Origin of the sequence: Streptomyces sp. 35G-GA-8 (assembly GCF_023534745.1) — a bacterium.
Taxonomy (GTDB): Bacteria; Actinomycetota; Actinomycetes; order Streptomycetales; family Streptomycetaceae; genus Streptomyces.
Genome location: NZ_JAMHJQ010000028.1, coordinates 14,272 through 39,461, shown reverse-complemented (window position 1 = coordinate 39,461; position 25,190 = coordinate 14,272). Strand labels below are relative to the sequence as shown.

24 protein-coding genes and 1 rRNA gene are annotated in these 25,190 nt (G+C 69.4%); 9 read left to right on the top strand and 16 right to left on the bottom strand.

The annotated features are described in order from the left end of the window. Both rrf and M1203_RS37030 read left to right on the top strand, forming a co-directional pair. Window positions 1-78 (top strand): 5S ribosomal RNA (rrf, locus tag M1203_RS37035); the annotation flags it as partial. A 142-nt stretch (window positions 79-220) separates the two neighbouring features. Then, window positions 221-787 carry a GNAT family N-acetyltransferase gene (locus tag M1203_RS37030; protein ID WP_249954258.1) on the top strand — a complete coding sequence of 189 codons (567 nt, stop codon included), beginning with the start codon at window positions 221-223 and terminating at the stop codon, window positions 785-787. 24 nt (window positions 788-811) lie between these two features. On the opposite strand, the gene M1203_RS37025 is transcribed toward M1203_RS37030, so the two are convergent. Next, window positions 812-1,405 (bottom strand): NADPH-dependent FMN reductase, encoded by a 594-nt coding sequence (locus M1203_RS37025; protein ID WP_249954257.1) that lies wholly within the window; start codon window positions 1,403-1,405, stop codon window positions 812-814. 181 nt (window positions 1,406-1,586) lie between these two features. Between M1203_RS37025 and M1203_RS37020 the strand changes: the two genes are divergently transcribed. Then, window positions 1,587-2,198 (top strand): TetR/AcrR family transcriptional regulator, encoded by a 612-nt coding sequence (locus M1203_RS37020; RefSeq protein ID WP_249954256.1) that lies wholly within the window; start codon window positions 1,587-1,589, stop codon window positions 2,196-2,198. A gap of 71 nt (window positions 2,199-2,269) precedes the next feature. On the opposite strand, the gene M1203_RS37015 is transcribed toward M1203_RS37020, so the two are convergent. The 6 genes from M1203_RS37015 to M1203_RS36990 all read right to left on the bottom strand — a co-directional run bounded on the left by M1203_RS37015 (window position 2,270) and on the right by M1203_RS36990 (window position 9,927). Further along, window positions 2,270-3,922: a type IV secretory system conjugative DNA transfer family protein gene (locus M1203_RS37015; RefSeq protein ID WP_249954255.1), complete on the bottom strand. Its 1,653-nt coding sequence runs from the start codon at window positions 3,920-3,922 to the stop codon at window positions 2,270-2,272. 2 nt (window positions 3,923-3,924) lie between these two features. Beyond that, the gene (locus M1203_RS37010) at window positions 3,925-5,373 is read right to left on the bottom strand and encodes an ATP-binding protein (RefSeq protein ID WP_249954254.1); all 1,449 of its coding nucleotides are present in this window, start codon (window positions 5,371-5,373) and stop codon (window positions 3,925-3,927) included. Between the two features lie 139 nt (window positions 5,374-5,512). Beyond that, window positions 5,513-7,066 carry an SCO6880 family protein gene (locus M1203_RS37005; RefSeq protein WP_249954253.1) on the bottom strand — a complete coding sequence of 518 codons (1,554 nt, stop codon included), beginning with the start codon at window positions 7,064-7,066 and terminating at the stop codon, window positions 5,513-5,515. After that, the gene (locus tag M1203_RS37000; protein ID WP_249954252.1) at window positions 7,063-8,451 is read right to left on the bottom strand and encodes a hypothetical protein; all 1,389 of its coding nucleotides are present in this window, start codon (window positions 8,449-8,451) and stop codon (window positions 7,063-7,065) included. Before M1203_RS37000 ends, M1203_RS37005 begins: the two co-directional genes overlap by 4 nt. Next, window positions 8,441-9,298, bottom strand: coding sequence for a hypothetical protein (locus M1203_RS36995; protein WP_249954251.1), 858 nt, complete (start codon window positions 9,296-9,298; stop codon window positions 8,441-8,443). The genes M1203_RS37000 and M1203_RS36995 overlap by 11 nt, the downstream gene beginning before the upstream one ends. Before the next feature lie 320 nt (window positions 9,299-9,618). After that, window positions 9,619-9,927, bottom strand: coding sequence for a hypothetical protein (locus M1203_RS36990; RefSeq protein WP_030353484.1), 309 nt, complete (start codon window positions 9,925-9,927; stop codon window positions 9,619-9,621). 413 nt (window positions 9,928-10,340) lie between these two features. Between M1203_RS36990 and M1203_RS36985 the strand changes: the two genes are divergently transcribed. Both M1203_RS36985 and M1203_RS36980 read left to right on the top strand, forming a co-directional pair. Next, complete coding sequence (locus M1203_RS36985) at window positions 10,341-11,369, top strand: bifunctional lytic transglycosylase/C40 family peptidase (protein WP_308404963.1); 1,029 nt, start codon at window positions 10,341-10,343, stop codon at window positions 11,367-11,369. 264 nt (window positions 11,370-11,633) lie between these two features. Then, window positions 11,634-12,380 (top strand): phosphatase PAP2 family protein, encoded by a 747-nt coding sequence (locus M1203_RS36980; protein ID WP_249954249.1) that lies wholly within the window; start codon window positions 11,634-11,636, stop codon window positions 12,378-12,380. A gap of 47 nt (window positions 12,381-12,427) precedes the next feature. Here the strand turns inward: M1203_RS36980 and M1203_RS36975 are convergent, their stop codons facing one another. The 3 genes from M1203_RS36975 to M1203_RS36965 all read right to left on the bottom strand — a co-directional run bounded on the left by M1203_RS36975 (window position 12,428) and on the right by M1203_RS36965 (window position 16,032). Continuing rightward, window positions 12,428-12,988, bottom strand: a complete 561-nt coding sequence (locus M1203_RS36975; protein ID WP_249954248.1) for a sortase domain-bontaining protein — start codon at window positions 12,986-12,988, stop codon at window positions 12,428-12,430. A gap of 176 nt (window positions 12,989-13,164) precedes the next feature. Further along, window positions 13,165-14,277, bottom strand: a complete 1,113-nt coding sequence (locus tag M1203_RS36970) for a hypothetical protein (RefSeq protein ID WP_249954247.1) — start codon at window positions 14,275-14,277, stop codon at window positions 13,165-13,167. Window positions 14,278-14,433: 156 nt separating this feature from the next. Continuing rightward, window positions 14,434-16,032 (bottom strand): FAD-binding oxidoreductase, encoded by a 1,599-nt coding sequence (locus M1203_RS36965; protein ID WP_249954246.1) that lies wholly within the window; start codon window positions 16,030-16,032, stop codon window positions 14,434-14,436. Between the two features lie 390 nt (window positions 16,033-16,422). Here M1203_RS36965 and M1203_RS36960 point away from each other — a divergent pair, with 390 nt between their 5' ends. Together M1203_RS36960 and M1203_RS36955 are read left to right on the top strand one after the other, a co-directional pair. Then, window positions 16,423-17,247: a hypothetical protein gene (locus M1203_RS36960; protein ID WP_249954245.1), complete on the top strand. Its 825-nt coding sequence runs from the start codon at window positions 16,423-16,425 to the stop codon at window positions 17,245-17,247. Between the two features lie 176 nt (window positions 17,248-17,423). Next, entirely contained in the window at window positions 17,424-17,648 is a 225-nt protein-coding gene (locus M1203_RS36955; RefSeq protein ID WP_249954244.1) for a hypothetical protein, read from the top strand. A gap of 169 nt (window positions 17,649-17,817) precedes the next feature. On the opposite strand, the gene M1203_RS36950 is transcribed toward M1203_RS36955, so the two are convergent. Beyond that, window positions 17,818-18,198 carry a metal-sensitive transcriptional regulator gene (locus M1203_RS36950; RefSeq protein WP_249954243.1) on the bottom strand — a complete coding sequence of 127 codons (381 nt, stop codon included), beginning with the start codon at window positions 18,196-18,198 and terminating at the stop codon, window positions 17,818-17,820. A gap of 224 nt (window positions 18,199-18,422) precedes the next feature. Between M1203_RS36950 and M1203_RS36945 the strand changes: the two genes are divergently transcribed. Continuing rightward, a complete protein-coding gene (locus M1203_RS36945; RefSeq protein ID WP_030353473.1) occupies window positions 18,423-19,043 on the top strand; it encodes a DUF47 domain-containing protein in 621 nt (206 codons plus the stop codon). A 5-nt stretch (window positions 19,044-19,048) separates the two neighbouring features. Continuing rightward, on the top strand, window positions 19,049-20,047 hold the full coding sequence (locus M1203_RS36940) for an inorganic phosphate transporter (protein WP_249954242.1): 999 nt from the start codon (window positions 19,049-19,051) through the stop codon (window positions 20,045-20,047). A gap of 121 nt (window positions 20,048-20,168) precedes the next feature. On the opposite strand, the gene pstB is transcribed toward M1203_RS36940, so the two are convergent. The 5 genes from pstB to M1203_RS36915 form a co-directional block, all read right to left on the bottom strand. Next, window positions 20,169-20,945, bottom strand: a complete 777-nt coding sequence (gene pstB, locus M1203_RS36935; RefSeq protein ID WP_249954241.1) for a phosphate ABC transporter ATP-binding protein PstB — start codon at window positions 20,943-20,945, stop codon at window positions 20,169-20,171. 52 nt (window positions 20,946-20,997) lie between these two features. After that, complete coding sequence (pstA, locus tag M1203_RS36930) at window positions 20,998-22,077, bottom strand: phosphate ABC transporter permease PstA (protein ID WP_249954240.1); 1,080 nt, start codon at window positions 22,075-22,077, stop codon at window positions 20,998-21,000. Further along, the gene (gene pstC / locus M1203_RS36925) at window positions 22,074-23,069 is read right to left on the bottom strand and encodes a phosphate ABC transporter permease subunit PstC (protein WP_249954239.1); all 996 of its coding nucleotides are present in this window, start codon (window positions 23,067-23,069) and stop codon (window positions 22,074-22,076) included. Before pstC ends, pstA begins: the two co-directional genes overlap by 4 nt. Window positions 23,070-23,228: 159 nt before the next feature. Beyond that, a complete protein-coding gene (gene pstS / locus M1203_RS36920) occupies window positions 23,229-24,356 on the bottom strand; it encodes a phosphate ABC transporter substrate-binding protein PstS (RefSeq protein ID WP_249954238.1) in 1,128 nt (375 codons plus the stop codon). A 345-nt stretch (window positions 24,357-24,701) separates the two neighbouring features. Next, window positions 24,702-25,106, bottom strand: a complete 405-nt coding sequence (locus M1203_RS36915) for an NUDIX hydrolase (protein WP_249954260.1) — start codon at window positions 25,104-25,106, stop codon at window positions 24,702-24,704. Between the last annotated feature and the right edge of the window lie 84 nt (window positions 25,107-25,190).

Genomic DNA, 25,190 nt, shown 5'->3' with positions numbered 1-25,190 from the left:
CCGAACCCGGAAGCTAAGCCTCACAGCGCCGATGGTACTGCAGGGGGGACCCTGTGGGAGAGTAGGACGCCGCCGAACAATTATTGTGGGAATGCCCCGCACCGTTTCTGGTGCGGGGCATTCCTGCGTTCAGGACCCATTTACGGGGTACGGGGTTCTACCGCGTCCCACGGGTGTTATCTCGTTGCGCGTGGGGGCCCGGGGCGCGGAGTATCGGCGCATGAACCATGTGATCCGGGCCGTACGGCCCGACGAATGGGCCAAGGCCAAGGAGATCCGCCTCTCGGCGCTCCAGGATCCGGCCGCGCCGGTGGCTTTTCTGGAGACCTACGAACAGGCCCTGGAGCAGCCCGACTCTTTCTGGCAGGAGCGGACAGCCAATTCCTTGTCCCGCCACGGGGTCCGAGCGGGGCAGTTCATCGCCGAGGCGCCGGACGGTACATGGTCGGGCACCGTGACGCTGCTGATCGAGGAGGCCGGCGGCACGGACTTCTTGGGGGCCACCTCCGCCCGGGCACAGGGGCATCTCGTCGGGGTGTTCGTACGCCCCGAACAGCGCGGGACCGGGCTGCTCGGGGCGCTGGTCGGCGCCGCGCTCGACTGGGCGTGGTCGCTGGAGGAGCTGCGGCTCGATCGCGTGCGGCTCCATGTCCATGAGGGGAATCCGCGGGCACAGGCGGCCTACCGCAAGTTGGGATTCGTACCGACCGGCAAGTCCCTGCCGTTGGAGGACAATTCCTCGGTGGCCCCCGGCAGGGAACTGGAGCTGGCGATCGATCGCGCTTAGGACTCCGGACTCCGGACTCCCTCGTCAGGCGCTGTACGGATGCTCCGCTCGTGCCGTTCGCAGCGCGCGTGCCCACCAGTCGAGCTGGTCGAGCATCGCCTTGGCGGCTCCGGCGGCGCCCTCCGGGTCGTGGGCCGTGCCGTCAGGTGCGAAGACATCGCTCGTGACCTTGTGGAAGCTGACGGTCTCGCGCACCGTCGTGCTGTGCAGCTCGGCGAAGACCAGCCGCAGTTGTTCGACGCTGCGCAGCCCGCCGCCCACGCCCCCGTACGAGACGAAGCCGACCGGCTTGGCCTGCCATTCCTCGCGATGAAGGTCGATGAAGTGCTTCAGGATCGCCGGGAAGCTGTGGTTGTACTCGGGTGTCACGACGACGAACGCGTCGGCCGCGCCGAGACGGGCCGACAGCTCCGCCAGGGCCGGGGTCGGTTCCGTACCCCAGTCGGGGTGGACGGCGGGGAGTTCGGTGTCCGCGAGGTCGATGAGGTCCACCTCGGTGCTGCCGTGGCCGGCGGCAAGGGTGGCGAACCAGTGGCCGACGGTGGGGCCGAGACGGCCTTCGCGGGTACTGCCGATGATGACGACGAGCCTTGACGGTGCGGTCTGCTGGGTGGACATGGCGTTGCTCCTCAAAGGTCCTCGTCCTGCACCTGGGATATGAAGGTAAAGTACAACGTGTATGGCAATCTTTGCAATGAACGTTGTAATCTCTGAGGAGGGCGGCGCCATGGCGAGCCGGGAGCGGGAGGCAGGGGCGGCACGGGAGTCAGGTGCCCGAAAGCCTCCGCGTAAGGGGCTGTTGGAGAAACGCCAGGCCATCGAGCGAGGCGCGCGCAAGGTCTTCGGGCGCGAGGGGTATACGCGGGCGAGCATTGACGCGATCGCCGCCGAAGCGGGTGTCTCCACGCGCACCATCTACAACCACTTCGCCGACAAGGAAGAACTCTTCCGTTCCGTCTTCCTGGCGAGCGCCGCGTCCGTGACGGCGGACTCCACGGACCTCTTCGAGCGGCACTTCCGGCACTTCGGGAAGGCGGGCGACGTCGAGGCGGACCTGCTGGCCCTCGCGCGCGACTGGGTCGGCCAGAGCTCCCAGCACCCCGAACACTTCGCGCTCGTACGCCAGATCATCACCGAGGGGCCCCGGATGCCGGCCGATGTGATCGAGGAGTGGCAGCGCGTCGGGCCGCGGGCGGTGCGCGCCGATCTCGCCGAGCGGCTGCGCGGGCTCGCCGATCAGGGGCTGTTCGACATCGACGACGCCGACGCGGCGGCACGGCATCTGAGCCTGCTCATCGGGGGCATCACGCTGGAGTCGTTCTTCGGCGCGGTACGGGTGCGCGCGGCCGAGGTGGAGAAGTCCGTGGCGAGCGGGGTGTGGGCCTTTCTGAAGCTGTACGGGCCTTCCTGAGGCAATGGGCCTGGAGCCTGAGGTGCCTGAGGGCCTGAGGGCCTGACGGCGTTGCGTCGGCGCCGTATGTCTCAGACGCTGTCGGGGACCGGCAGTTCGTAGTGCGGCCAGCGGTCCAGGCCCTGCTGACGCGACCGGAGCAGGGCCAGCGTCGGCAGGCCCCGGTCATGACCGGTGGAAAGCAGCTCCGGAAGCTGAGGCAGCGGAGCGACGGCGGCGACATCGTCCAGCACGCAGGTCATTGGTGGGTCGAGCCGACCGTCAGATGACCGTGCGGCCATGCGGCGGCCGTGCTCGACCACGTTCGAGGCGAGTGCGGTGAGCAGAGGCATCGCACCCGGGCGGGAGCGCGGATCCTCGATCGGCTCGCCCACCACATACAGAGTGCCCCCCTCGTTCACAAAAGAATCCAGCACGAGCGAATCGGTTCGGTTGGGTGTGCAGGCGTCGCGGATATGGACCGAGGAGAGGGCGGACAGCGCGCGAGCCGTCAACTGCTGGGCGACCTCGCGTCGTTCGGGATGTGCGGTGAGGGCGGATTCCAGCAGACCCGCGAGACCGGAGGCGGCCTTGGGGTGGGTGCGGAGAATCCGGACGGCCTCATGGGCGTTCCCGCCCTGTGCCCAGCGGTGCACCTGCTTGAACGGTCGTGACTCCACCGCCGCGGCGTGCAGCCAGCAGCGCAGCAGGGTCTCCGCCGTGTCGGCCATGGCGGCGTCGAGCAGGGCGTGCGGGCGTACGGGGGAGAGCAGCGCGGCGGCACGGGCGGCGGCGGTGGTGGCGTCCTCGCAGCCGGCGGTGGGGGACCAGTGGAGCCGGGCCGGGGTGTCGCAGAGGTGGCCGGGGTCGTAGACGAGAACGGGGCCCAGCTTGGCCCGTGCGTCCTTGGTCTCGGACCACACCGTCGGGTCGGAGGTGACGACGAGGGCGGGGCCCTCGGCCTCCAGGATGGCCTGGACGGCCGCCGGACGGCGGGCGGGTGGGTTGCCGTACCGCACGCGAGGGGCGGGGACGGCGGCGGCATGTGCGGGAACGGGTGTGGGGGCAGGAGTGGGAGCGGGAGCGGGAGCGGGCGTTGGAGTCGCGGTCTGGAGGGGGTCAGGTGCTGGTACCGGTTCCGGTTCCGGTACGGGTGTCGGTGCGGGGGGCGGCTGGTGAGCGGGTACGGCCGTCGTCGCGACGCTCGGCGGGTACTGCGCGACGCTTGGCCGGTACTGCTCCTTGCCGAGCTGCGGAGCCGGTTCCGGGGCCGGTGCGGGAATGGTCGTCTGTGCCCGGTCCTGGTTCGGTACACCGGATACGCCGGCCCGTCGTCGTGCTCGTACCACCCGATAACGGGCCGTCACACCCAGCACGAACACCGTGAGCACGACCAGGACCATCATCTGACTGATCAGCAGGCCCCAGAACAGTCCGTACCCGGACAGTTCGCCGGGCGGGGTGTCCGGCCAGGCGCCCGCGATGTCGTGCGGTGCCTGGACGAGCTGACGTATCGCCAGCGGTGTACGCGGAAAGGTCACCGCCTGCGGCCAGGCGCCGTGGGTGAACAGCCCCGCCAGTCCGGTGGCCGTCCACACCAGCACCGCCAGCCCCAGCAGGAAGCCGAGCAGGCCGACCAGCAGCCCGTCGGGGATACCGCCGCCCCGGCCGCCCCCCTGGCCTCCCTGACCCCCATGGCCGCCAGGGCCACCGTGGTAGTGCTGACCGTCGTGGTGGCGCGACATGGTCACGCCACCGTCGACTCGGAGGACTCGTTCAACTGCCGTTGCCTTTCCAGGAGGGCCGCCCGCTGCTCCGCCTCCCACTCCGCGGCCCGCATGTCGTCCGGCAGTCTGCCTTCCAGTTCCAGGGCGTCCGCGGCCTCCGACTCCTGGGAGTTCTCGGTCATCGCCCGGTCGGTGAAGACCAGAGGCCGTTCCGCTTCCGTCACCAGATGCTTGACGACCTGGACGTTGCCGTTGACGTCCCAGACCGCGATACCGGGTGTGAGGGTCGGAATGATCTCCACTGCCCACCGGGGCAGGCCGAGCACCCGGCCCGTCGCTCTCGCCTCGTCCGCCTTCTGGGCGTAGATCGTGCGCGTCGACGCCATCTTGAGGATGGCCGCGGCCTCCCGCGCCGCCGCGCCGTCGACCACGTCGGAGAGATGGTGGACCACCGCCACGAACGACAGACCGAGCCGCCGGCCGAACTTCAGCAGCCGCTGGAAGAGCTGGGCGACGAACGGGGAGTTGATGATGTGCCAGGCCTCCTCGACCAGGAAGATGCGCTTCCTGCGGTCGGGGCGGATCCAGGTGTGTTCCAGCCAGACGCCCACGATCGCCATGAGGATCGGCATCGCGATCGAGTTACGGTCGATGTGCGAGAGATCGAAGACGATCAGCGGTGCGTCGAGATCGATCCCGACGGTCGTCGGTCCGTCGAACATGCCCCTCAGGTCACCGTCGACCAGCCGGTCGAGGACCAGCGCGACGTCCAGGCCCCAGGCCCGTACATCGTCCAGGTCGACATTCATGGCCTCGGCCGACTCGGGCTCGGGGTGGCGCAGTTGCTCGACGATGTCCATCAGCACGGGCTGGCGGTCGATGATCGTCTCGTTCACATAGGCATGCGCGACCTTGAGCGCGAAGCCGGAGCGTTCGTCCAGGCCATGTCCCATGGCGACTTCGATGATCGTACGGAGCAGGGCGAGCTGCCCGGTCGTGGTGATCGCCGGGTCGAGGGGGTTGAGCCGGATGCCGTCGTCCAGGGCCGCCATCGCGTCGAGCCGGATGGGGGTTATACCCAGCTCCTGGGCGATCAGGTTCCACTCGCCCGCGCCGTCCTCGCCCTGGGCGTCCAGGACGACGACCTGGCGGTCGCGGAAGCGCAGTTGGCGCAGGACGTAGGTCTTCTCCAGCGCCGACTTCCCGTTGCCGGACTCGCCGAGGACGAGCCAGTGCGGGGCGGGGAGCTGCTGCCCGTACAGCTGGAAGGGGTCGTAGATGTACCCCTTGCCGCTGTAGACCTCGCGGCCGATGATCACGCCGGAGTCACCGAGGCCGGGGGCCGCGGTCGGCAGATAGACGGCCTGGGCCTGGCCCGTTGACGTACGGACGGGCAGCCGGGTCGTCTCCACCTTCCCGAAGAGGAAGCTGGTGAAGGCATCCGTGAGGACGGACAGCGGATCTCGCACCACAGGCCCCTTTCGGCTCGTCGGCTATCGGCGGTGTCGGTAATGGTGTCGGTAACGGTGTCGGAGTGGGTAACGGTGTCGGAGTGCGTGGCGGTATGGGTGGGCGTCGGTCCGGGGCGGTCGGAGGCGATGAACCGCGCTAACGGCGGATGCCGGTCGCGAACGGCAGCGTGTTCACAAAGGCGCGGTGGTGCTCGCGGTCGCACCATTCCAGTTTCAGATACGACTTGCCGGCCGACGCCCTGATCGTCCGCTTGTCCCTGGCCAGGGCCTCGGGCGACCTGGACGACACTGTGATGTACCCGACGAGATTGACCCCCGCCGCCCCGCTGGCGAGATCTTCACCCCGCTGGTCCAGCCTGCCGTGCGCGGCGATGTCGCGCGGGTCGACAGTGCGGTTCATCTTGGCGGCGCGGCTGGCCTCCGCGTCGTCGTTCGTCTTCTCCGTCAGCATCCGCTCGATGGCGATCTCGGTCGGTTCGAGGTCCATGGTGACCGAGACCGTACGGATCACATCGGGTGTGTGGACGAGCAGCGGGGCCAGGAAGTTCACGCCGACCGGGGTCATCGGCCACTCCTTGACCCAGGCGGTGGAGTGGCACCAGGGCGCGCGGGTCGACGACTCGCGCGTCTTGGCCTGGAGGTACGTCGGCTCCATCGCGTCCAGCTCGGCCGGCCAGGCGTTTCGTTTCGTCATGGCCTGGATGTGGTCGATGGGGTGGTCGGGGTCGTACATCGAGTGCACGAGGGAGGACAGCCGGCCCTGCCCGAGCGGCTGCCGTACGCGGATGTCCGCCTCGGCGAGCCGCGCGCAGATGTCGGTCAGCTCACGGGCCATCACGACGGCGAGGCCCGCGTCCCGGTCGAGCTTCTTCGTACCGGCGGCCTGGCGGGCGGCGCGGGCCATGGCCTGGCCCTCGGCGGCCAGTTCGCGGGTGTAGTGCATGCAGGCGACGAGATACGCGCGGTGCTGCTCGCTGGAGGTGGAGACCATCGACTGGAGCTGGTCGTACGAATCCCGGAGCCAGCCGGGGGAGGAGGAGTCGCCGCGCTGGGCCACGTCCTTCTCGTGCGCGTCGGGGTCGGCGGGCAGGGTACGGGCGAGCATCTGGAGCCGGGTGACGAAGCCGTCCCCGTTGGCGACATGCTTGAGGAGCGTGCCGAAGCGGTCGACGAGGGCCTCCTGGTCCTCGCTGTCGCGCAGCCCGACGCCGGGGCCCTCGATCTCGATGGCGGCGGTGACGGTACGGCGGTCGGCGTGCAGCAGGACGGCGATCTCGTCCGGACCGAAGGGCGCTGCCAGCCAGTTGATACGGCCGATGCCGGGGGGCGGGCCGACCTCGACCTCGCGGCCGTCGAGGCTCGTACCGGCTTCCATGGCGCTGGAGCGGTAGGCCGTACCGCGGCGCAGGCTGCGCTTGTAGCTGCGGTTGATCTCGAACCACTTGTAGAACGTGCGGTGCTTGTACGGCACGTACACGGCGGCGAGCGCGAGGAGCGGGAACCCGGTCAGCGTCGCGATCCGCACGGACAGGACGGGGACCAGCAGACCGCACATCATGCCGACGAAGGCGCCGGCGATGATCAGGGCGATCTCGCCGGTCTCGCGGTTCTTGCCGACGATCGCGTTCGGCCTGGCCCGGCCGATGAGATACGTGCGACGGGGCGCGATCGGTGGTGACTGGGTCGTCAACGCCCTCTACCTCCTGAGCTGTTGTTGCCGTTACCGGTACCGCGTGCGCTGTGCGGGGTGCCGCTGGTCGGGCCGCCGCCGCCGCGGGGCGGGGGCGCGGGGGACGGCAGGGGCGCGCCTCCGCCGCCGCCGCCTCCGCCGCCTCCGGACGAGGGGCCGCGCGAGCTGTGTGCGGCGATGCCGCCGGAGACGGTGTTGGACCGCCCGCCGCCGCCTCCTCCGCCGGCTCCGTCGCCCTGCTGGTGGCTGCGGCTGCTGTGGGTCTTGATGCCCTGGGAGACGAGGGCGGCGGGGGAGCTGATGAGGGCGGGCGCCTTGGAGCCGTCCGTGGCCTGCTTCCGGTTGGAGCGGGAGGCGGCGATCTCGTCGCCGAATCCGGGTACGAAGCGGTAGATCATCGCGGAGGCGAAGATCGCGAGCAGGATGATGGCGAGACCGGAGACGACGGCGGAGACCGCGTCGGGGCCGCTGTCGGCGGAGAGCGCGCCGGCGAGTCCGAGGACGATCACGATGACGGGCTTGACCATGATGACGGCGATCATGATCCCGGCCCACCGGCGGACGTGCCCCCACATGTTCTTGTCGACGAGCCCGGCGTAGACGACCGTGCCGAGGAGCGCCCCGACGTACAGGAGCGCGGCCCTGATCACCAGCTCCAGCCAGAGCACGCCGGCGGCGAGGATCGATACGAGCGAGACGACGATCAGCATGATCGGCCCGCCCCCGATGTCGTCGCCCTTCTTGAGGGCCTCGGCGAAGCCGCCGAAGAAGACGTCGGTCTGGCCGCCGGTGGAGCTGGAGACGACCTGGGCGACGCCGTCGGTCGCGGAGACGACGGTGAAGAGGATGAGGGGGGTGAAGGCGGAGGCGAGGACCGTCAGCCAGAGGAACCCGATGGCCTCGGAGATCGCGGTGGAGAGGGGCACGCCGCGGATGGCGCGCTTGGCGACGGCGAGGAGCCAGAGGACGAGGGTGAGGACGGTGGAGGCGGCGAAGACGACGGCGTACTGGCGGAGGAAGGCGGCGTTGGTGAAGTCGACCGTGGCGGTCTCCTTCACGGCGTCGCTGAGCTTCCCGATGATCCAGGCGGCGGCGTCGGCGCAGCCGCGGGCGAGGGAGGAGAGGGGGTCGAGGGTGTCGGGGGCGCTGGGGACGAGGGAACTGGAGTCTCCCGTCTCGCCGTTCTCGCAGAGCTCCTGCACCTGGCCCGACAGCAGACTGCAGTCCCCGCTCTCGGAGGGACTCGGGGTGGGCGGCGGAGTCGGTGCGGCCACCGCGCGTGACGCGAACAGGAAGAGCGCGGCCTGTAGGCCCGCCAGTACGGTGACGAGCGACCGCGCGCGGCGCCGGGAGCCGCCTGGCGTACGCCGAGAGCTACCTCGCATAGGTGAAGCCTCCGAACTGCTCGACAGCCTTGCTGATCTCGTCCGCTGTGGAGGCCGCGACATCGCCGGGGACCGGGGCCGGGCCGTCCTTTTGCGAGTCGGCGGTGACTTTCCACTCGTCGTTCAGCCACCGCAAGTCGAAGGTCCAGGTCTTCCAGGTCGTTCGCACCGGGTTCGTCGAGTCGGGACCCGACATCCCGATCAGGCCCGTGTACCAGACGGCCACCTTCGCCGTGTCTCCCGAGAGGTTCTCCACCTTGGTGCCGACCGGGATCGTGCGGGTGACGAAGGTGTTGCCCCGAGGAGGATTGCCGTCGGCGTCCAGCCCGAGGTTCTGAAGGAACGCCGGTGAGTACGCGGCGTCTTGCGGGCCCTTGAGCTTGTCCGCCGCCTCAGGGGTGTAGACGGTGTCGACGATGCTGTGCCGGCTGTCCTGCTGGAACATGCCGTCGGAGCCGAGCGCCACCGCGTAGTTCGCCGCCGCGCTCGCCGCCCCCTGTTCGTTCCGCGCGAACCCCGAGGGGATCTCCCCGTTCTTCCCCGTCACCGGCTTCACTCCCGACGCCGCCGTCGGGTCCGCGCCAGGTCCCGACGCCGAGCCCTTGCCGCCGGACGCTTCGCCCCCGCCGCCGCCGCGGTTCGCGAACGCGATAGCCGCGATGAGGAGGACCACGACGCCCACGACCGTGATGAGCGAGCGCGAGCTGCGCGCCGGGCGGCGGGGGCCGCCGTACATGTCGCCGTTTCTGCCGTCGGGCAGGCGGGTACGGGTCTGGCCCGTACCGCCGAACCCGTCGTCCGTACGGCCCGAGTCGCCGCCGTAGCCGTGCTCGTCGCCGTAGCTCATGCCGCGTACGCCCCCTCAGCCGTTTGCGGTTCCGCGGTGCTGGCGGAGTCCGCGTAGTACGACGGTAGCCGTGCTGGTTCCCGCGCGGGCGCGGTGTGGTGACTCGACATCAGGGAGACGCAACCTCAGCCGGTGGGTGCGACGGACGGGTGGTGTTGAGGGTGAACCCGGGCACGCCCGGTGCGGACCGGCGGGACGGGAGGGATGGATCGCAGGGGACTGAAGGAGACGTGGGAGACGTGGGAGACGAGAGGGGCGGCGGAGTCGGGAGAGTGCCGGGAGGGTGAGGAGGCGGGCAGGGAGGGAGGAGTGGCCGTGGGTCAGACAGCCATCCCGTACACGATCGTGAAGAGTGTGCCCAGCGAGCCGATGATGAAGACGCCGGTGAGTCCGGCGACGATCAGGCCCTTGCCCTGCTCAGCGCTGAAGGTGTCCCGTAGCGCCGTCGCTCCGATCCGCTGCTTGGCCGCGCCCCAGATCGCGATGCCGAGGCAGAGCAGGATGGCCACCGCCATCACGACCTCGATCATGATCCGGGCCTCGTTCCCAAGTGTCCCGAAAGGGCCCCAGTTGGGGGCGATGCCACCGATGATGGTGGTGATGTCGCCCTTTTCGGCCGCCAGGTACATGTAACTCACCGCCCCTGTTGGGTCGTTCACGCCCGAGCCCCCATGGCACGGGTCACGCTCTATCTTCGCTGATGGAACCGCCCTCGTAAGCCGCTTGGCGGCTCTCTTTACCCGATCCCCGCACATATGACCGACGACGGTGCCCCGATCAGTCACGGATCGGGTATGCGAGTACGCGTATGGTTACTCTGTGTATCACGGAGCGTGACTCCGGGCAATGACTGTCGTTGTTACACCTTTGTGGTTCCGGGCACGTTCGAGGCGCCTCGAACTGCTGGAGCCCGGAGGCGGTCGGGCATTTTCCGGTCAGCCAACGTGCCTCTTCCGTCGTCCTCGTCGTCCGCCTCCTGATCCGTCCCCTCCGCGCCTACACTGGCCCACGGCAGTGGCCCTGACGCGGAGGGTGTGTGACGGTGCGTAAGACATGGCTCCTCGTGGCCGCTGTCGGGGGGCTGGGGTTGAGTTTTGTGGCTCTGCTCGTTGTCGGGACCTACTCCGCCGCCGCCGGGCTCGTCGGGGGTGCGGGCGGGGGTGGGCGGGCTGTTGGGTTGGCCAAGGGGGCCGTGCCCGCCGCTTATCAGCCGCTTGTGCAGCAGTGGGGCAATCTCTGTCCCGCCATCAACCCCGCCCTGCTCGCCGCGCAGTTGTACCAGGAGAGCGGCTGGAATCCCAGCGCCCAGAGTCCCGCCAACGCCAAGGGCATCGGGCAGTTCATCCCCGGGACCTGGGAGGCCCATGGGATCGACGGGAACAAGGACGGCAAGCGGGATATCTGGGATCCGCGTGACGCGATTCCTTCGGCCGCCTCGTACGACTGCGAATTGGCCGGATACGTCAAGGACGTGCCCGGTGATCCGACCAGCAACATGCTGGCCGCGTACAACGCCGGGGCGTACGCCGTCATCAAGTACGGCGGTGTGCCGCCGTACCGGGAGACGCAGAATTACGTCAAGATCATCCGGACTCTGGAGAAGAGCTTCGCCAGGCCCGTCGGGCGGGTCGAGCCCTCCAGGCAGGCCGCCGCGGCCATCTACTTCGCTCAGCAGAAGCTGGGCACCCCCTATCTCTGGGGTGGGAACGGGACCGCCGAGCAGGGCGGGCGGTTCGACTGTTCCGGGCTGACGCAGGCCGCGTACCGGACCGTGGGGATCGAGCTGCCGCGAGTGGCCAATGATCAGTACAACGCCGGCGAGCATCCCTCACGGGACGAGCTGCTCCCCGGCGACCTTGTCTTCTTCTCGGACGATCTGACCAATTCGCGGGCGATCCGGCACGTGGGGTTGTACGTGGGCGGCGGATACATGATCAACGCGCCGTACACCGGGGCCGTCATCCGGTTCGACAAGATCGACACCCCGGACTACTTCGGGGCCACCCGCGTCACCGAGGACGGCGCGAAATCGCTGCCGACCGACCTGCCCCCGAACCGGCCCGACGCATGATCCCGGAACGGGCCGACGGGCGGACGTGGCCGGAAGTCTTCGTCCGGGCGCGGCCCTGAGCTGCGACTATGTGTCACTCTTCGATAACGTCATGGTGATCGTTCGGTGGAGAGCGGAACGTACGCGGCGCGTAGGCCGTTCCCTGGACGACAGCTGCGGTACTGATCACGCAGCATGTTCCGTACTGACCGCGGGGGTTGGTAGAGGCGTCGCCCACGAAGGCGCGGCGCGGCAGGCGACAAGAAGAGGCAGGGGCCGCAGCAGATGGCTGGACTCGTACTGGATGGGTCGAACCCCGACGTCAGCCTGCTCTACGACATCAATGGACTGGCCAAGGACGCCCCGACGTGGTTCGACCGCGTCATGGAGTTCGTCGGTGAGTACGGGATCATGCTCGGGCTCGTGCTCATCGGGCTCTGGGGCTGGTGGAGCGTGCGCAAGCGCGGGTCCGAGGAGGACTCGGTCACGGCCGTCGCCGGGCTGGTCTGGGCGCCGCTCGCCGCCGGGATCGCGCTGCTGATCAATATCCCGATCCGGGGCTTCGTCGAGCGGCCGAGGCCGTTCCTCGACCACAAGGGCCTGGAGGTCCTGGTGGCGGGCAAGACGGACTACTCGTTCGTCAGCGACCACGCCACGATGGCGATGGCCCTCGCCGTCGGCGTCTTCATCGCCCACCGCAAGCTCGGTCTCGCCGCGATCGGTCTGGCCCTCCTCGAAGGCTTCTGCCGCGTCTACATGGGGGTCCACTACCCGACCGATGTCATCGGCGGCTTCGCTCTCGGTACGGCGGTCGCCCTCCTGCTGACCCCGCTCGCCCTCGCCCTGCTCACGCCGCTGGTGTCGGCGATCTCCCGGTCGCCGCGCGTCGGGTGGTTCGTACGGTCGCGGGCCGCCCGCCGGGCGGACCTGGCCGCCGGTACCGGTGGCGGGGCCGGCGCCGGGGCGGTCGGCGGGACGCGGTCGCTCGAAATCCCCGAGCCGCGCCCCGACGACAACAATCTCGCGGCCTGAGCCCAGCCGGCCCGAGCCGAGCCGGCCTGAGCCCAGGCTGCCTGGGCCTAGAAGTCCGCGACCGCGCTGACCACCACGTTCGAGTCCCAGTGGCCGTTGGCGTCGATGACTCCCCCGCAGGTGATCAGCCGTAGCTCCGGGGTCGGCACCGGGCCGTAGACCCGTTCCGTCGGGAATCGTTTCGTACGGTACGTATCGACGGCCGTCACCCGGAACGTCAGCCGCCGCCCGTCGCCCAACTCCGTCTCGATCGAGTCGCCGGGGCGCAGTCGGCCCAGCTTGGCGAAGACGGCGTTCTTGATGTCGTCGCGTCCATTGCGGACCGGGACGGTGCCGGGGTTCGCCGGGGCGTCCCGGTGGCCGATCAGGACCGCCGGGCCGCGTTCGCCGGGGCGTGGTCCCAGGGCGAACCAGCCGACCTTCATCGCGTTCCGGAACCCCGGCGCGTCGAGCGTCCCCTCGTCGTCGAGTGCCAGTGGCAGGACCTCGGCCCGCACCCCGAGCGCCGGGATGCGCAGCCGTACGGGGGCGGACGGCGGGTCCGTGACCTGGACGGTTCGTGGTTCGGCGTAGCCCGCTGCCCGTGGCGCGGGCCGGAACGGGAACATATGCAGCAGTACGGCGGCCGTCGCGCACAGGACCGCTAGGCCGAAGAGGGCCTTGACCGCCCTGCCCGACGCGACCGACGCGACCGGCCCGGCCGACGTGGCCGCGGTGGCCGCCGTGGCCGACTCGCCGGTCTTGCCGTCGCCGCTGGATATGTCCGCCCGACCCGCCTTTCCGGTCAGTGCTGACCGCCCGTCGAACGGCGCTGGAACCGGCGCACCACGAGGACCGTGCCGGCCGAGGCCGCGGCGGTGGCACCGATGGCGAGGGACAGTTCGGCCGCGCTCGTGCGTTCCGACGAGTCGGCGGCGGTCATGTGGTCCGCGCCACCTCGCGCCGCGCCCGACGGAGTGACCGTCAGGGCCCCGACCGAGGGGGCGGAGGTGCCGGTGGTCCTACGGGGGACCGCCGCGGTGGCCGTACGAGTCGGAGTCACGCGGGCGGCGGAGGTGGGAGCCTTCGTCGCCGGCTTCGTCGCCCGCTTGGTCGGTGCCTTTGTCGCGGGCTTGGGTGCCGCCTTCGTCGCCGGCTTGGGCGGTGCCTTTGACGCCGGCTTCGGCAGTACCGGCAGCGGTGCCCTCGTCGGCACCCTCGGCGGTGTTCTCGGAGCTGCCTTCGTGGGCGCTTTCGTGGGTTGCTTCGTGGGCGGCTTCGGTACCTTCTTGGGCGTCGTCGTGGGCGCCTTCGTCGCGACCTTCCTGGGTGCCTTCGGGAGCGCCTTCGTGGGGGCACGTGTCTGAGTGGGGGTCGCCCTGGTCGGCCGCGGTGTCGCCGCGGGCTTCGCCCTGGACGTGGACGACGTCGTCCCCGACACCGTCGGATCCGGGTCCGGGCCCGAACTCAGCGGCAGCGCCATCGCGGTGCCGTTCGGGGCGACCAGAGTGAAGCCGTCCACGTGCTGGCCGCGCGGCAGGTGTGCCCGGTCCTTCGAGTAGTAGTACAGCGGGTGCGTGTTGTAGATGACCTGAGGCTGATCGCTGTTCTCCGCGTTCAGCACGGTCTGTGAGGTGTCATTGGCGACACCCCGCGCCTTCGTCGGATAGCCGATGGCGGCGGGCCAGGTGTCGGCGCACTCGCCCGTGCAGTCCGGATTGTCCGGCTCGTCGGCCGTCCGCATATAGAGCGGATAGCCGAACTTGTCCGCGAGCACCCGGCCGACAGCGGTGTTGATGAGGGTCAGCTGACGCGGTTCGGTGGGCCTGTCCACAGCTGTGGCGGCGCTGCCGCCGAGTGCGAGAAGGAGAACGGTGGCCGCGGCGAGCGCGGCTATCCGGGGTCCGTGTCCGTGCATGGCTACGCCCTTGCGAGTCGGGATGTGCCCCCCGCTTGCCGGCCCCCCCGCCTGCTAGGTACAGGCCATCGTCAACTGGCCTTCGCGGCCACCTCGGTGAGCCGTACGGGGTACGGAAAACCGCTGGGGATCACATAGTGGACTCGCGCCGAGGACTCACAGCGCCTGCGGGAAGTCGAACAGCCGGTCCGGGTCGTACCGCCTCTTCAACCGGGCCAGCCGGTCCGCGGCGGCGCCGTAGTACGACGTGCGCCAGTCGGGCAGCGTCGGGTCGGAGTAGTTCTGGTACGCCGCGCCAGAGGCGTACCGGCGCATCGATCCATGGGTGGTTTTCAGCCAGGCGCGCTGGGCCGATCCGGCGGTGCCCGGTTCCCACCCGGCGATGTACTGCGCCAGCACCCGCGAGCCCCGGTGGACGAAGGCCGTCGCGAGCGGGTCCACCCGGTTGACCGCGCCGCCGAGCGCGGTGAGGGTGAGAGAGCCGCTGCCGCCCCCGGACGCCGGGAGCCGGGTGAACGTCTCGGACGCGGAGATGAGGGCGTGTCGGCCGGCGGGCGAGAGCGGGCGGACGTAGAAGTCGGAGGCGGCGGCGTAGGTCTCGCGCCGTAGCGCGCCCTCTTCGCCGCGCCCGGGGGTGGTGCCGGGCAGTCGGCACTGCTCCTCCGTGAAGCCGGAACAGCCCGCGTAGATCAGCATCGCCTCCTCGTAATCGCGCTGCCGCACCGAGACGGAGCTCGCCGAGCCGGGTCCGCCCGGTCCGTCGGCGAGCCGGTCGAGCGCGTTCTTCAGTTCGTCCTCGCCGCCCAGGGAGAGGGCGGAGAGGGACAGCGTCGGGGCGACACCGCCCGGACCGGCGTTGAGATGGAGCGCGGACCAGATCTCGTCCGGCTGGTCGGGGCCCCACCGCTCCCAGGCGCCGAGCAGGGCGTCCGCCTTCGACCACGGCCAGCTCGCGAAGGCGACGACGGCCGGGGGCGCCGGGTGCGTACGGAAACGCAGCTCGGTGACGACCCCGAAATTGCCGTTGCCCGCGCCGCGCAGCGCCCAGAAGAGATCCGTGTGCCGCTCGGTGTCGGCGGTCAGCCGCTTGCCGTCGGCCGTGATGACGGTGGCGGAGGCGAGACTGTCGCAGGTGAGGCCGTAGGCGCGGGCCGCGACTCCGTGTCCGCCGCCGAGGGTGAGTCCGCCGATGGAGACGGTGGGACAGGACCCGGCGGGGATCGTACGGCCCGCCTCCGCGAGGGCCCGGTAGACATCGGCGAGCCTGGCTCCCGCCCCGACCGTGCCGTCCGTGGCCGCGCCCCGCAGTGAGTCCAGCCGTGTCACGTCGATGACGAGCCGGCCGTTGCCGCTGGACCACCCCGCGTAGGAGTGGCCGCCGCCGCGGATGGAGACGGGCGTGCCATGCGTCCTGGCGAAGGCGAGGCACTCCTTGATGTCGTCCTCGCCCTCGGCGTAGGCGATGGCCACGGGTCTCAGGGAGTCGAAGCGGGTGTTGTAGAGCTGCCGGGCCGTCTCGTACGCGGAGTCGTCCGGCCGTACGAGCTGACCGTCGAGCCCCTGCGCCAGCGCGTCCCAACTCGGGGCGCGGCTCGGGGCAGTTGCCGTGGGGACCTTGGGGGTCGTGCCGTTCCCGCCGTCGGTGCTGTTCTCGCCGTCGCTGTTCTTGCCGTCCGTACCGCCGCCGGAGCACGCGGTCGCCGTGGCGGCGCCGACCAGGAGGCCGGCCGCGGTGAGCAGTACGCGCCGTTCCATCCGCCTCTGCCTCCGCCTCCGCCTCAGCTCTTCGCCGACTGCGCGGCGGCGTGGGCCGCGGCGTCGGTACGGGCGAGGTCGCGCGATCTGCGGGCGTGGCCGAACCAGCCGCAGGTGCAGCGCGCCGTGCAGAACGAGCCGCGCTCGACGGTCCTGGTCTCGTGAAGTGGAGTGGGAGGTGGCGGGGCCGAGGGGGAAGGGGCCTGAGGGGAGGCCGGAGATGAGGCGGCTGTGGGGGGATCAGAGGTGTCTTGCTCGCACACATCTCCACCGTACCGGGGTGTCCACGTCCCGTAGGCGGCACCGGCGTGACGAGGAACGCCGGGCGTCGTTATCCGGAACGGGTGGGCTTCGGACAAGCGGCGGTCAGGCGTTGGGGGTTGGCAGGCGATGGTGGTGCAGCAGCACAGACGCAGGGGCGTGGCGTTCGCCGTCGTGACCATGGCGGGGGTCGTGGCCACGACCGCCGGCTGTTCCGGGAGCGGTGGAGCCGTGGCCGACGAGCGGCCGGGCAGTGACCCCGCGGCGGTGCGGAGGGCGGCCGACGCGCTGCTCGCGTCGGGCAGTTCGAAGGCCAGTACGTCCATGGAGATGGCGGCCGGCGGGACGCGCGTGACCATCCGAGGCGAGGGCGCCTACGACTTCGGCAAGCGGATGGGGCGGCTCCGGGTCGTCCTGCCCAAGGAGCCCGTGGGCGCGAGCCACCGGCCGATCACCGAACTACTCTCGCCCGGCGCGCTGTACATGAAGAATCGCGGGGCCGGGGTGCCCCCGGACAAGTGGGTACGGGTCGACTCGGCCACGCTGGAGGACGGGAATCTGGTCACGGGCGGGGCGACGGACCCGCTGACCGCCGCCGAACTGCTGCGTGCCGCCCGGAATGTGACCTTTGTCGGCGAGCAGGATCTCGCCGGCATCCGCGTATGGCACTACAAGGGTGTCACCCATATCGGGCGGGCATCGAAGGCGGCGGCGTCGTACGCGCGCGGGGCGCTGGGCGCGGCGGCGAAGGGCTTCGGCGAGGACGCGGTGCCGTTCGACGCGTATCTGGACGAGGCCGGTCGGCTGCGCAAGGTCAGACACCGGTTCAGCTATGTCAACCAGGGGCGTACGGTCGCGGTCGCCTCGACGACCCTGCTGTACGCGTTCGGGGAGCGGGTCGCCGTCACACTGCCGCCGCCCGACGACATCTTCGCGGGCGAGATCAAGTCCTGAGCCGGGCGCGCGTTCGCGCCCGCGGATTGCGGAACGCAAAGACCTCTCGGTCCGCTCGGCAAGATCAAATCAAGCCGTAACCACAGAGGACCAAGGCGGAAATGGTCCAGACGTGCCATGCGCGGTGTGTATCACGCTCCCTACGCTAGGAAGTCGACACCGGCAGGAAGAGGTGAATGCACGTGGCTCTGTTGCGCACGCCGAACGTCCAGGACCACGTGGCCCTCGCCGAGATCGAGTGGTGCGGGGAGTTGATGATCGCGGCGTCGGCCGCGGACGGGGAACGGCTCAGCCCGGACCGTATCGACGAGGTGCTGAACGTGAGGGCCGAGCGGCCCGCCGCCCCGCGCCATCCAGGAGCGTCACGGGGGCCGCGGCGAAGAGACTCCTGCGGGGAGTGACGGCCGGGGCCGCCCCCCGCTGTGGGCCGCCCCACAGCCGAGAGGGGCGGCCTCGGGGGCCGTCGGCGGCAGGCACGTCGCGTACATCACGTACGTATGGCGTGTCGGATACGTCACAGGTGCGGCCGGTACATCGGGTACGCGAGGTACGCCAGATGCGCGAGGTACGTCAGGTGCGGAGCAGCCGCGCGATCGCCTTGGTCGCTTCCTCCACCTTCGCGTCGATCTCGTCCCCGCCCTTGACCGCGGCGTCGGCCACGCAGTGGCGCAGGTGCTCTTCGAGGAGCTGGAGCGCGAAGGACTGGAGCGCCTTCGTCGAGGCGGAGACCTGGGTCAGTATGTCGATGCAGTAGACGTCCTCGTCGACAAGCCGCTGAAGGCCGCGGATCTGGCCCTCGATCCTGCGCAGCCGCTTGAGGTGCTCGTCCTTCTGCTTGTGGTAGCCGTGCACTCCGCGGTCGTGGTCCGTGGTGACCGTGTCCGCGGGGCCCGTCGCGTCGGCGGAGGGCGCCTCGCTCATCGCCGCGCCGGCCGCCTCAGTGGTCGTCATCGCGTCCTCCCGTTGTGCTGTCGGCTGATACCGATGATGCTGTCCGAAAAGGGTTGTATACCCTACCTGGGTATATGTTACCCGTCTCTGGGTTCTGGGGCAGGGGCCTGTGCTCCTGGCCCTGCCACCATGAGTGACACTGGGAACTTGCCGGGGTTAGCCGTGGCCGGATGTTGCGCCTACCATCACCCCTGACCGAATCCCATGTAACCCGAGGACCCCAGGTGCGATTTCGTCTGACCCCCAGGGAGACGAGCTTCTATGACATGTTCGCCGCGTCCGCGGACAACATCGTCACGGGCTCCAAGCTCCTGATGGAACTCCTCGGGGCGGATTCCTCCGCCCGGGCCGAGATCGCGGAGCGGATGAGGGCAGCGGAGCACGCGGGCGACGACGCCACTCACGCGATCTTCCATCAGCTCAACTCCTCCTTCATCACACCCTTCGACCGTGAGGACATCTACAGCCTCGCGTCCCAGCTCGACGACATCATGGACTTCATGGAGGAGGCCGTCGACCTCGTCGTCCTCTACAACATCGAAGAGCTTCCCAAGGGCGTCGAGCAGCAGATCGAGGTGCTCGCCCGGGCCGCCGAGCTGACCGCCGAGGCCATGCCGCATCTGCGGACGATGAACAACCTCACCGAGTACTGGATCGAGGTCAACCGGCTGGAGAACCAGGCGGACCAGATCCACCGCAAGCTGCTGGCCCATCTCTTCAACGGCAAGTACGACGCGATGGAGGTGCTCAAGCTCAAGCAGGTCGTCGACGTGCTCGAAGAGGCCGCCGACGCGTTCGAGCACGTCGCGAACACGGTGGAGACCATCGCGGTCAAGGAGTCCTGAACCACGTGGACACCTTTGCGTTGATCGTGACCGTCGGTGTCGCGCTCGGTTTCACCTACACCAACGGCTTTCACGACTCCGCCAACGCCATCGCCACCTCGGTCTCCACGCGGGCACTGACCCCCCGCGCGGCGCTGGCGATGGCCGCGGTGATGAACCTCGCGGGCGCGTTCCTCGGCCAGGGGGTCGCCAAGACCGTCAGTGAGGGTCTGATCGCCACACCGCACGGATCGCGGGGGATGAGCATCCTCTTCGCCGCGCTGGTCGGCGCGATCGTCTGGAACCTGGTCACCTGGTACTTCGGGCTTCCCTCCTCGTCCTCCCACGCGCTGTTCGGCGGACTGGTGGGCGCGGCGCTGGCCGGCGGGACCGATGTCATCTGGTCCGGGGTGCTGGAGAAGATCGTCATTCCGATGTTCGTCTCCCCGATCGTCGGCCTGGTGGTCGGATATCTGGTGATGGTCGCGATCATGTGGATGTTCCGCAGGTCCAACCCGCACAAGGCCAAGCGTGGCTTCCGCATAGCCCAGACCGTCTCGGCGGCGGGTATGGCGCTCGGGCACGGTCTTCAGGACGCGCAGAAGACGATGGGGATCGTGGTGATGGCCCTGGTCATCGCCGATGTCGAGGAATCCGGCGACACGATCCCGATCTGGGTGAAGATCGCCTGCGCGGTGATGCTGTCCCTCGGTACGTACGCGGGCGGCTGGCGCATCATGCGGACGCTCGGCCGGAAGATCATCGAGCTGGACCCGCCGCAGGGGTTCGCGGCGGAGACGACGGGGGCGTCGATCATGTTCGGCTCCGCGTTCCTGTTCCACGCGCCGATCTCCACGACGCATGTCATCACCTCGGCGATCATGGGCGCGGGGGCGACGAAGCGGATAAACGCGGTCCGCTGGGGGGTCGCGAAGAACATCATTCTCGGCTGGTTCATCACCATGCCGGCGGCGGCCCTGGTCGCCGCCGTGAGCTTCTGGGTCGTGAACCTGGCCTTCGGCTGAGCCGCGCCTCACTCACGCGCCTCGCACCGTACGAAAAAAGCGGGCCCGCCCCCCTGGGAGAGGGGGCGGGCCCTTCGCCGTGCGGTGGCACCGCCATGCAGCACCGCAGGACGGCTGGCGCCTATCCGAAGCGGCCGGAGATGTAGTCCTCCGTCGCCTGCACGGACGGATTGGCGAAGATCCGCTCGGTCTCGTCTATCTCGATGAGCTTGCCGGGCTGGCCGACGGCGGCCAGGTTGAAGAAGGCCGTACGGTCCGAGACCCGCGCCGCCTGCTGCATGTTGTGCGTCACGATGACGATCGTGAAGCGCTCCTTCAGCTCACCGATCAGGTCCTCGATGGCGAGGGTGGAGATCGGGTCGAGGGCGGAGCACGGCTCGTCCATCAGCAGGACGTCGGGCTCGACCGCGATCGCGCGGGCGATGCACAGACGCTGCTGCTGGCCGCCGGAGAGGCCGGAACCGGGCTTGTTCAGGCGGTCCTTGACCTCGTTCCAGAGGTTGGCGCCCTTGAGGGACCTCTCCACGACCTCGGCAAGCTCGCTCTTGCGGACCTTGCCGTTCAGCCGCAGGCCGGCCGCGACGTTGTCGAAGATCGACATCGTCGGGAACGGGTTCGGGCGCTGGAAGACCATGCCGACGGTGCGGCGCACCGCGACCGGGTCGACATTCGGTCCGTACAGGTTCTCGTCGTCCAACAGCACCTTGCCCTCGACGCGGCCGCCGGGGGTGACCTCGTGCATGCGGTTGAGGGTGCGCAGGAAGGTGGACTTTCCGCAGCCGGACGGGCCGATGAAGGCTGTCACGGAGCGGGGCTCCACGGTCATCGAGATGTCGTCGATGGCCCGGTGGGACCCGTAGTAGGCGGTCAGACCGCTGACGTCGATTCGCTTGGCCATGTCAATCACTGCTTCTTTCGTGGCCCCGTGCGGCGGAGCCGGATATCGGGCCTCAGCGGCCGGTCTTCGGGGCCTTCCAGCGTGCGACACCGCGCGCCACCAGGTTGAGGATCATGACGAACGCGATCAGCACCAGGGCCGCGGCCCAGGCACGGTCGTACGAAGCCACCTCACCGTCCTTGTACTGCTGGAAGATGTAGAGCGGCAGCGACGACTGCGGGTCCGAGAAGGGGTTCGTGTTGATCAGGTTGCTGCCGAAGACGAGGAGCAGGACCGGCGCCGTCTCACCGGCGATACGCGCGATCGCGAGCATCACACCGGTGGTGATACCGCCGATCGCGGTCGGCAGGACCACCTTGAGGATCGTGCGCCACTTCGGTACGCCGAGCGCGAGTGACGCCTCGCGCAGCTCGTTCGGTACGAGCTTGAGCATCTCCTCGGTGGAGCGCACCACGACCGGGATCATCAGGATCGACAGGGCGAGCGAGCCCATCAGACCGGACGGGCCGAGGTTGAACATCAGCATGAGCGAGAGGATGAACAGGCCCGCGACGATGGACGGGATGCCGGTCATGACGTCCACGAAGAACGTCACGGCCTTGGCCAGCGCGCCCTTGCCGTACTCGACCAGATACACGGCGGTGAGCAGGCCGATCGGTGCGGAGATCAACGTGGCGATACCGACCTGCTGGAGCGTGCCGACGAGCGCGTGGTAGAGCCCGCCGCCCACCTGCGAGCTGGGGATACCGGCCATGGAGTGGGTCAGGAAGTACGGGTCCAGGACCTCGATCCCGCGGCTGATGGTGGTCCACAGCAGCGAGAACAGCGGGATGACCGCGAGGACGAAGCACACCCAGACGACGCTGGTGGCCAGGCGGTCCTTGGCCTGGCGCTGGTTCTCGACCGCCGTGGTGACGACGTACGAGATGACGACGAAGGCGATGACGGCGATCAGGCCCCACTGGACCTTGCTGTCGAGACCGGCGGCGGTGCCGATGCCCACGCCGATGAGAATGCCGATGAGGGCGAAGCCGGCCGGTGCCCACCGGGGCAGACTGCGCTGGCTGAGGCTCTGCTGCCCGCCCGACGGCGGAACGGGGGTCTGTGTGTCCTGTACAGCTGCGTGGCTCATGCGTTGGCCCCCGAGTATTCCTTGCGGCGCGCGATGATCAGCCGGGCTCCGCCGTTCACCAGCAGGGTGAGAACGAAGAGCACGAGACCGGAGGCGATCAGGGCGTCCCGCCCGAACGCGTTGGCCTCGCCGAACTTCGCCGCGATGTTCTGGGCGAACGTGCCGCCGCCCGGGTCGAGCAGATGGAGCGAGATCAGATAGTTCGGCGAGAGGACCGTGGCGACGGCCATCGTCTCGCCGAGCGCGCGGCCGAGTCCCAGCATCGCCGCGGAGATGACACCGGAGCGTCCGAAGGGGAGTACCGAGAGCCGGATGACTTCCCAGCGGGTGGCGCCCAGGGCGAGCGCCGCCTCCTCGTTCATCCGCGGGACCTGGAGGAAGACCTCCCGGCTGACGCTGGTCACGATCGGCAGGATCATGATCGCCAGCAGGATGCCGACGGTGAGCATGTTGCGGGCCACACCGGGCTGGGTCTGGTCGAAGATGTACGTCCAGGCGAAGTACTGGTCGAGCCACGAGTTGAGGCCGCCGAGATACGGCACGAGGACGATGGCGCCCCAGATGCCGTAGATGATCGACGGCACCGCGGCCAGCAGGTCCACCACGTAGGCGATGGGCGCGGCCAGGCGGCGCGGCGCGTAGTGCGAGATGAACAGCGCGATACCGACGGCGATCGGGACCGCGATGACCATCGCGACGATGGAGCTGACGATCGTGCCGACGAGGAGGACGGCGATTCCGAAGACCGGCGGGTCCGCGGAGGCGTTCCAGTCGAAGGTGGTGAGGAAGTTGCCCTCGTCCTTCGAGATCGCGATGGCGGCGCGGTAGCTGAGGAACACCGCGATCGACGCCATGATCACGAGCAGCAGAATGCCCGAGCCCTTGGAGAGGCCCGAGAAGATCTTGTCGCCCGCACGCCCGGTGGAGGTGCTCGCCGACTTCGGCGCGGACTGCGGGGGTGGTGGGGTGTCTATCGATGTGGTGGAAGCCATGGTCTTTCCGGTCTGTGTGGGGGAGTGATGGCTCCCCTGGCGGCGGTGCACCGGATGGGGTGGACGGAAGCCGGCCCGGAGGGTTGGTCCGGGCCGGCTGCCGTCATCCGCTGAGCGGCTCACCCGCCGGGCTGGCGGCGGGTGGGACAGCGGTCGGTACTACGAAAGGGAGTCGACCGTCTCGCGGACCTTGGCGTTGATCTCGGCCGGGATCGGCGCGTAGCCGGCCTCGGTGAGCAGCTTCTGACCGTCCTCGCTGGCGGTGTAGGTCAGGAAGGACTTGACCGTGGCCAGGGTGTCGGGCTTGTTGCCCTTGTCGCAGGCGATCTCGTACGTCACGAGGACGATCGGGTAGGCACCGTCGGCCTTGGTGGCGTAGTCGAGGTCGAGCGCCAGGTCCTTGCCGGTGCCCTTGATCTTGGCGGCGGCGATGGCCTTGGAGGCGTTCTCCGAGGTGGCCGCGACCGGGGCGCTGGCGCCCGTGTCGACCGAGACCGTCGAGATCTTCTGCGAGGTGGCGTAGGAGAGCTCGAAGTAACCGATGGAGCCCTCGACCGCGGCCACCTGGCTGGCGATGCCGGAGGAGCCGGACGCCGACTGGCCGCCGGGGGCGGGCCACTTCTTCTCGGCCTCGTACTTCCAGTCCGACGGGGCCGCGGCGGCCAGGTACTTGCCCAGGTTCTGCGTGGTGCCGGAGTCCTCGGAGCGGTGGAAGGCCTGGATCGGCTCGCTCGGGAGCTTGGCGTCGGGGTTGAGCGCCTTGATGGCCTCGTCGTCCCAGTTCTTGATCTTGCTGTCGAAGATCTTGGCGAGCGTGGGGGCGTCGAGGACGAGGTTGTCCACGCCGTTCAGCTTGTAACCGATCGCGATCGGTCCACCGACCATCGGCAGGTTGATGCCCTGGCCACCGGTGCAGATCTTCTTCGAGTCGGCGACCTCCTCGGGCTTCAGCGCCGAGTCGGAGCCGGCGAAGCCGACCGTGCCCTGGTTGAACGCGATGATGCCCTCGCCGGAGGAGGAGGACTGGTAGTTGACCTCTACGCCGGTGCAGGTGGCCATGTAGTTCTTGACCCAGAGGTCCATGGCGTTCTTCTGAGCGCTGGAGCCGGACGCGAGCAGCTTGCCCTTGGCGTCCTTGCACACCGCGCTTGTGGCGGCGGAGGACTTGGTGCTGGTGCCCTCGGGAGCATTGTTGTCCGAGCCGCACGCCGTGAGAACCAGGGCGCCGGAGACGGCGAGGGCACCGAGCGCGGTGGCGCGCAGCCCGTTCTTGCGCTGAAGCTTCACTTCGGGTGTTTCCTTCCAGGAGCCGCCGGTCTGAGCCTTTGTACGGCGGCGTGCGTCGGGGTGGCTGGTGCGGCGCTGTGACCGTCACCGTGTAAGGCCGAAATTAGGCAGATCAGGTGAAGCCGCCAACCGGGGCAAGTGAACGGAAGGTGAACCTCGCGGGGCGGTGTGGTTCTGACCGTGGTGGATGTCACCCGACCGGGTCTACGGGCCGTGCGCACGCGGTGCGAGGGGCTGATGTCGCGTCAAGTGCGCTGGTGCGCCGGGTGCGACGGGCGCCGGGTCCTGTGGTATGCGCGTCCAGTGGTGCGTGGTGCGCCGTCTGGCGCGGCATCAGATACGGCGTTACGTCGAGTGCAGCGCGTTCAGGAGCGCGTCCACCAGCAGCCGGTCGCGCGGCTGCGTCAGCCGGTCGCGGGCCGCCGGCGGGGTCAGCCACACCAGACGGTCGACCTCGTCGTTGGGGACGAACGTCCCGTCCGTCGCCTCGGCCGCCCAGTAGGTGACCTCTTTGGGGCGTCCCTGTGCCAGATAGCGCACGGTGCCGAGCCGGCTTCCCGGCACGCAGTGGTGGCCGGTTTCCTCCAGGACCTCGCGCAGGGCCCCGGCGAGCGTGTCCTCCGCCCGCTTGAGCTTGCCCTTGGGGTGGGACCAGTCGTCGTACTTGGGGCGGTGCACGAGGCAGATCTCGGTTCCGCCGTCCCCGTGCGGGGAGCGACGCCAGAGCACGCAGCCGCCCGCGCGGACGATTCCCCGCCCGCGCGTCTCCGGCCCCGGTCGTCCCTCGGGACCCGGTCGTCCCTCGGGACCCGTACCCGGACCTGGACCTGGACC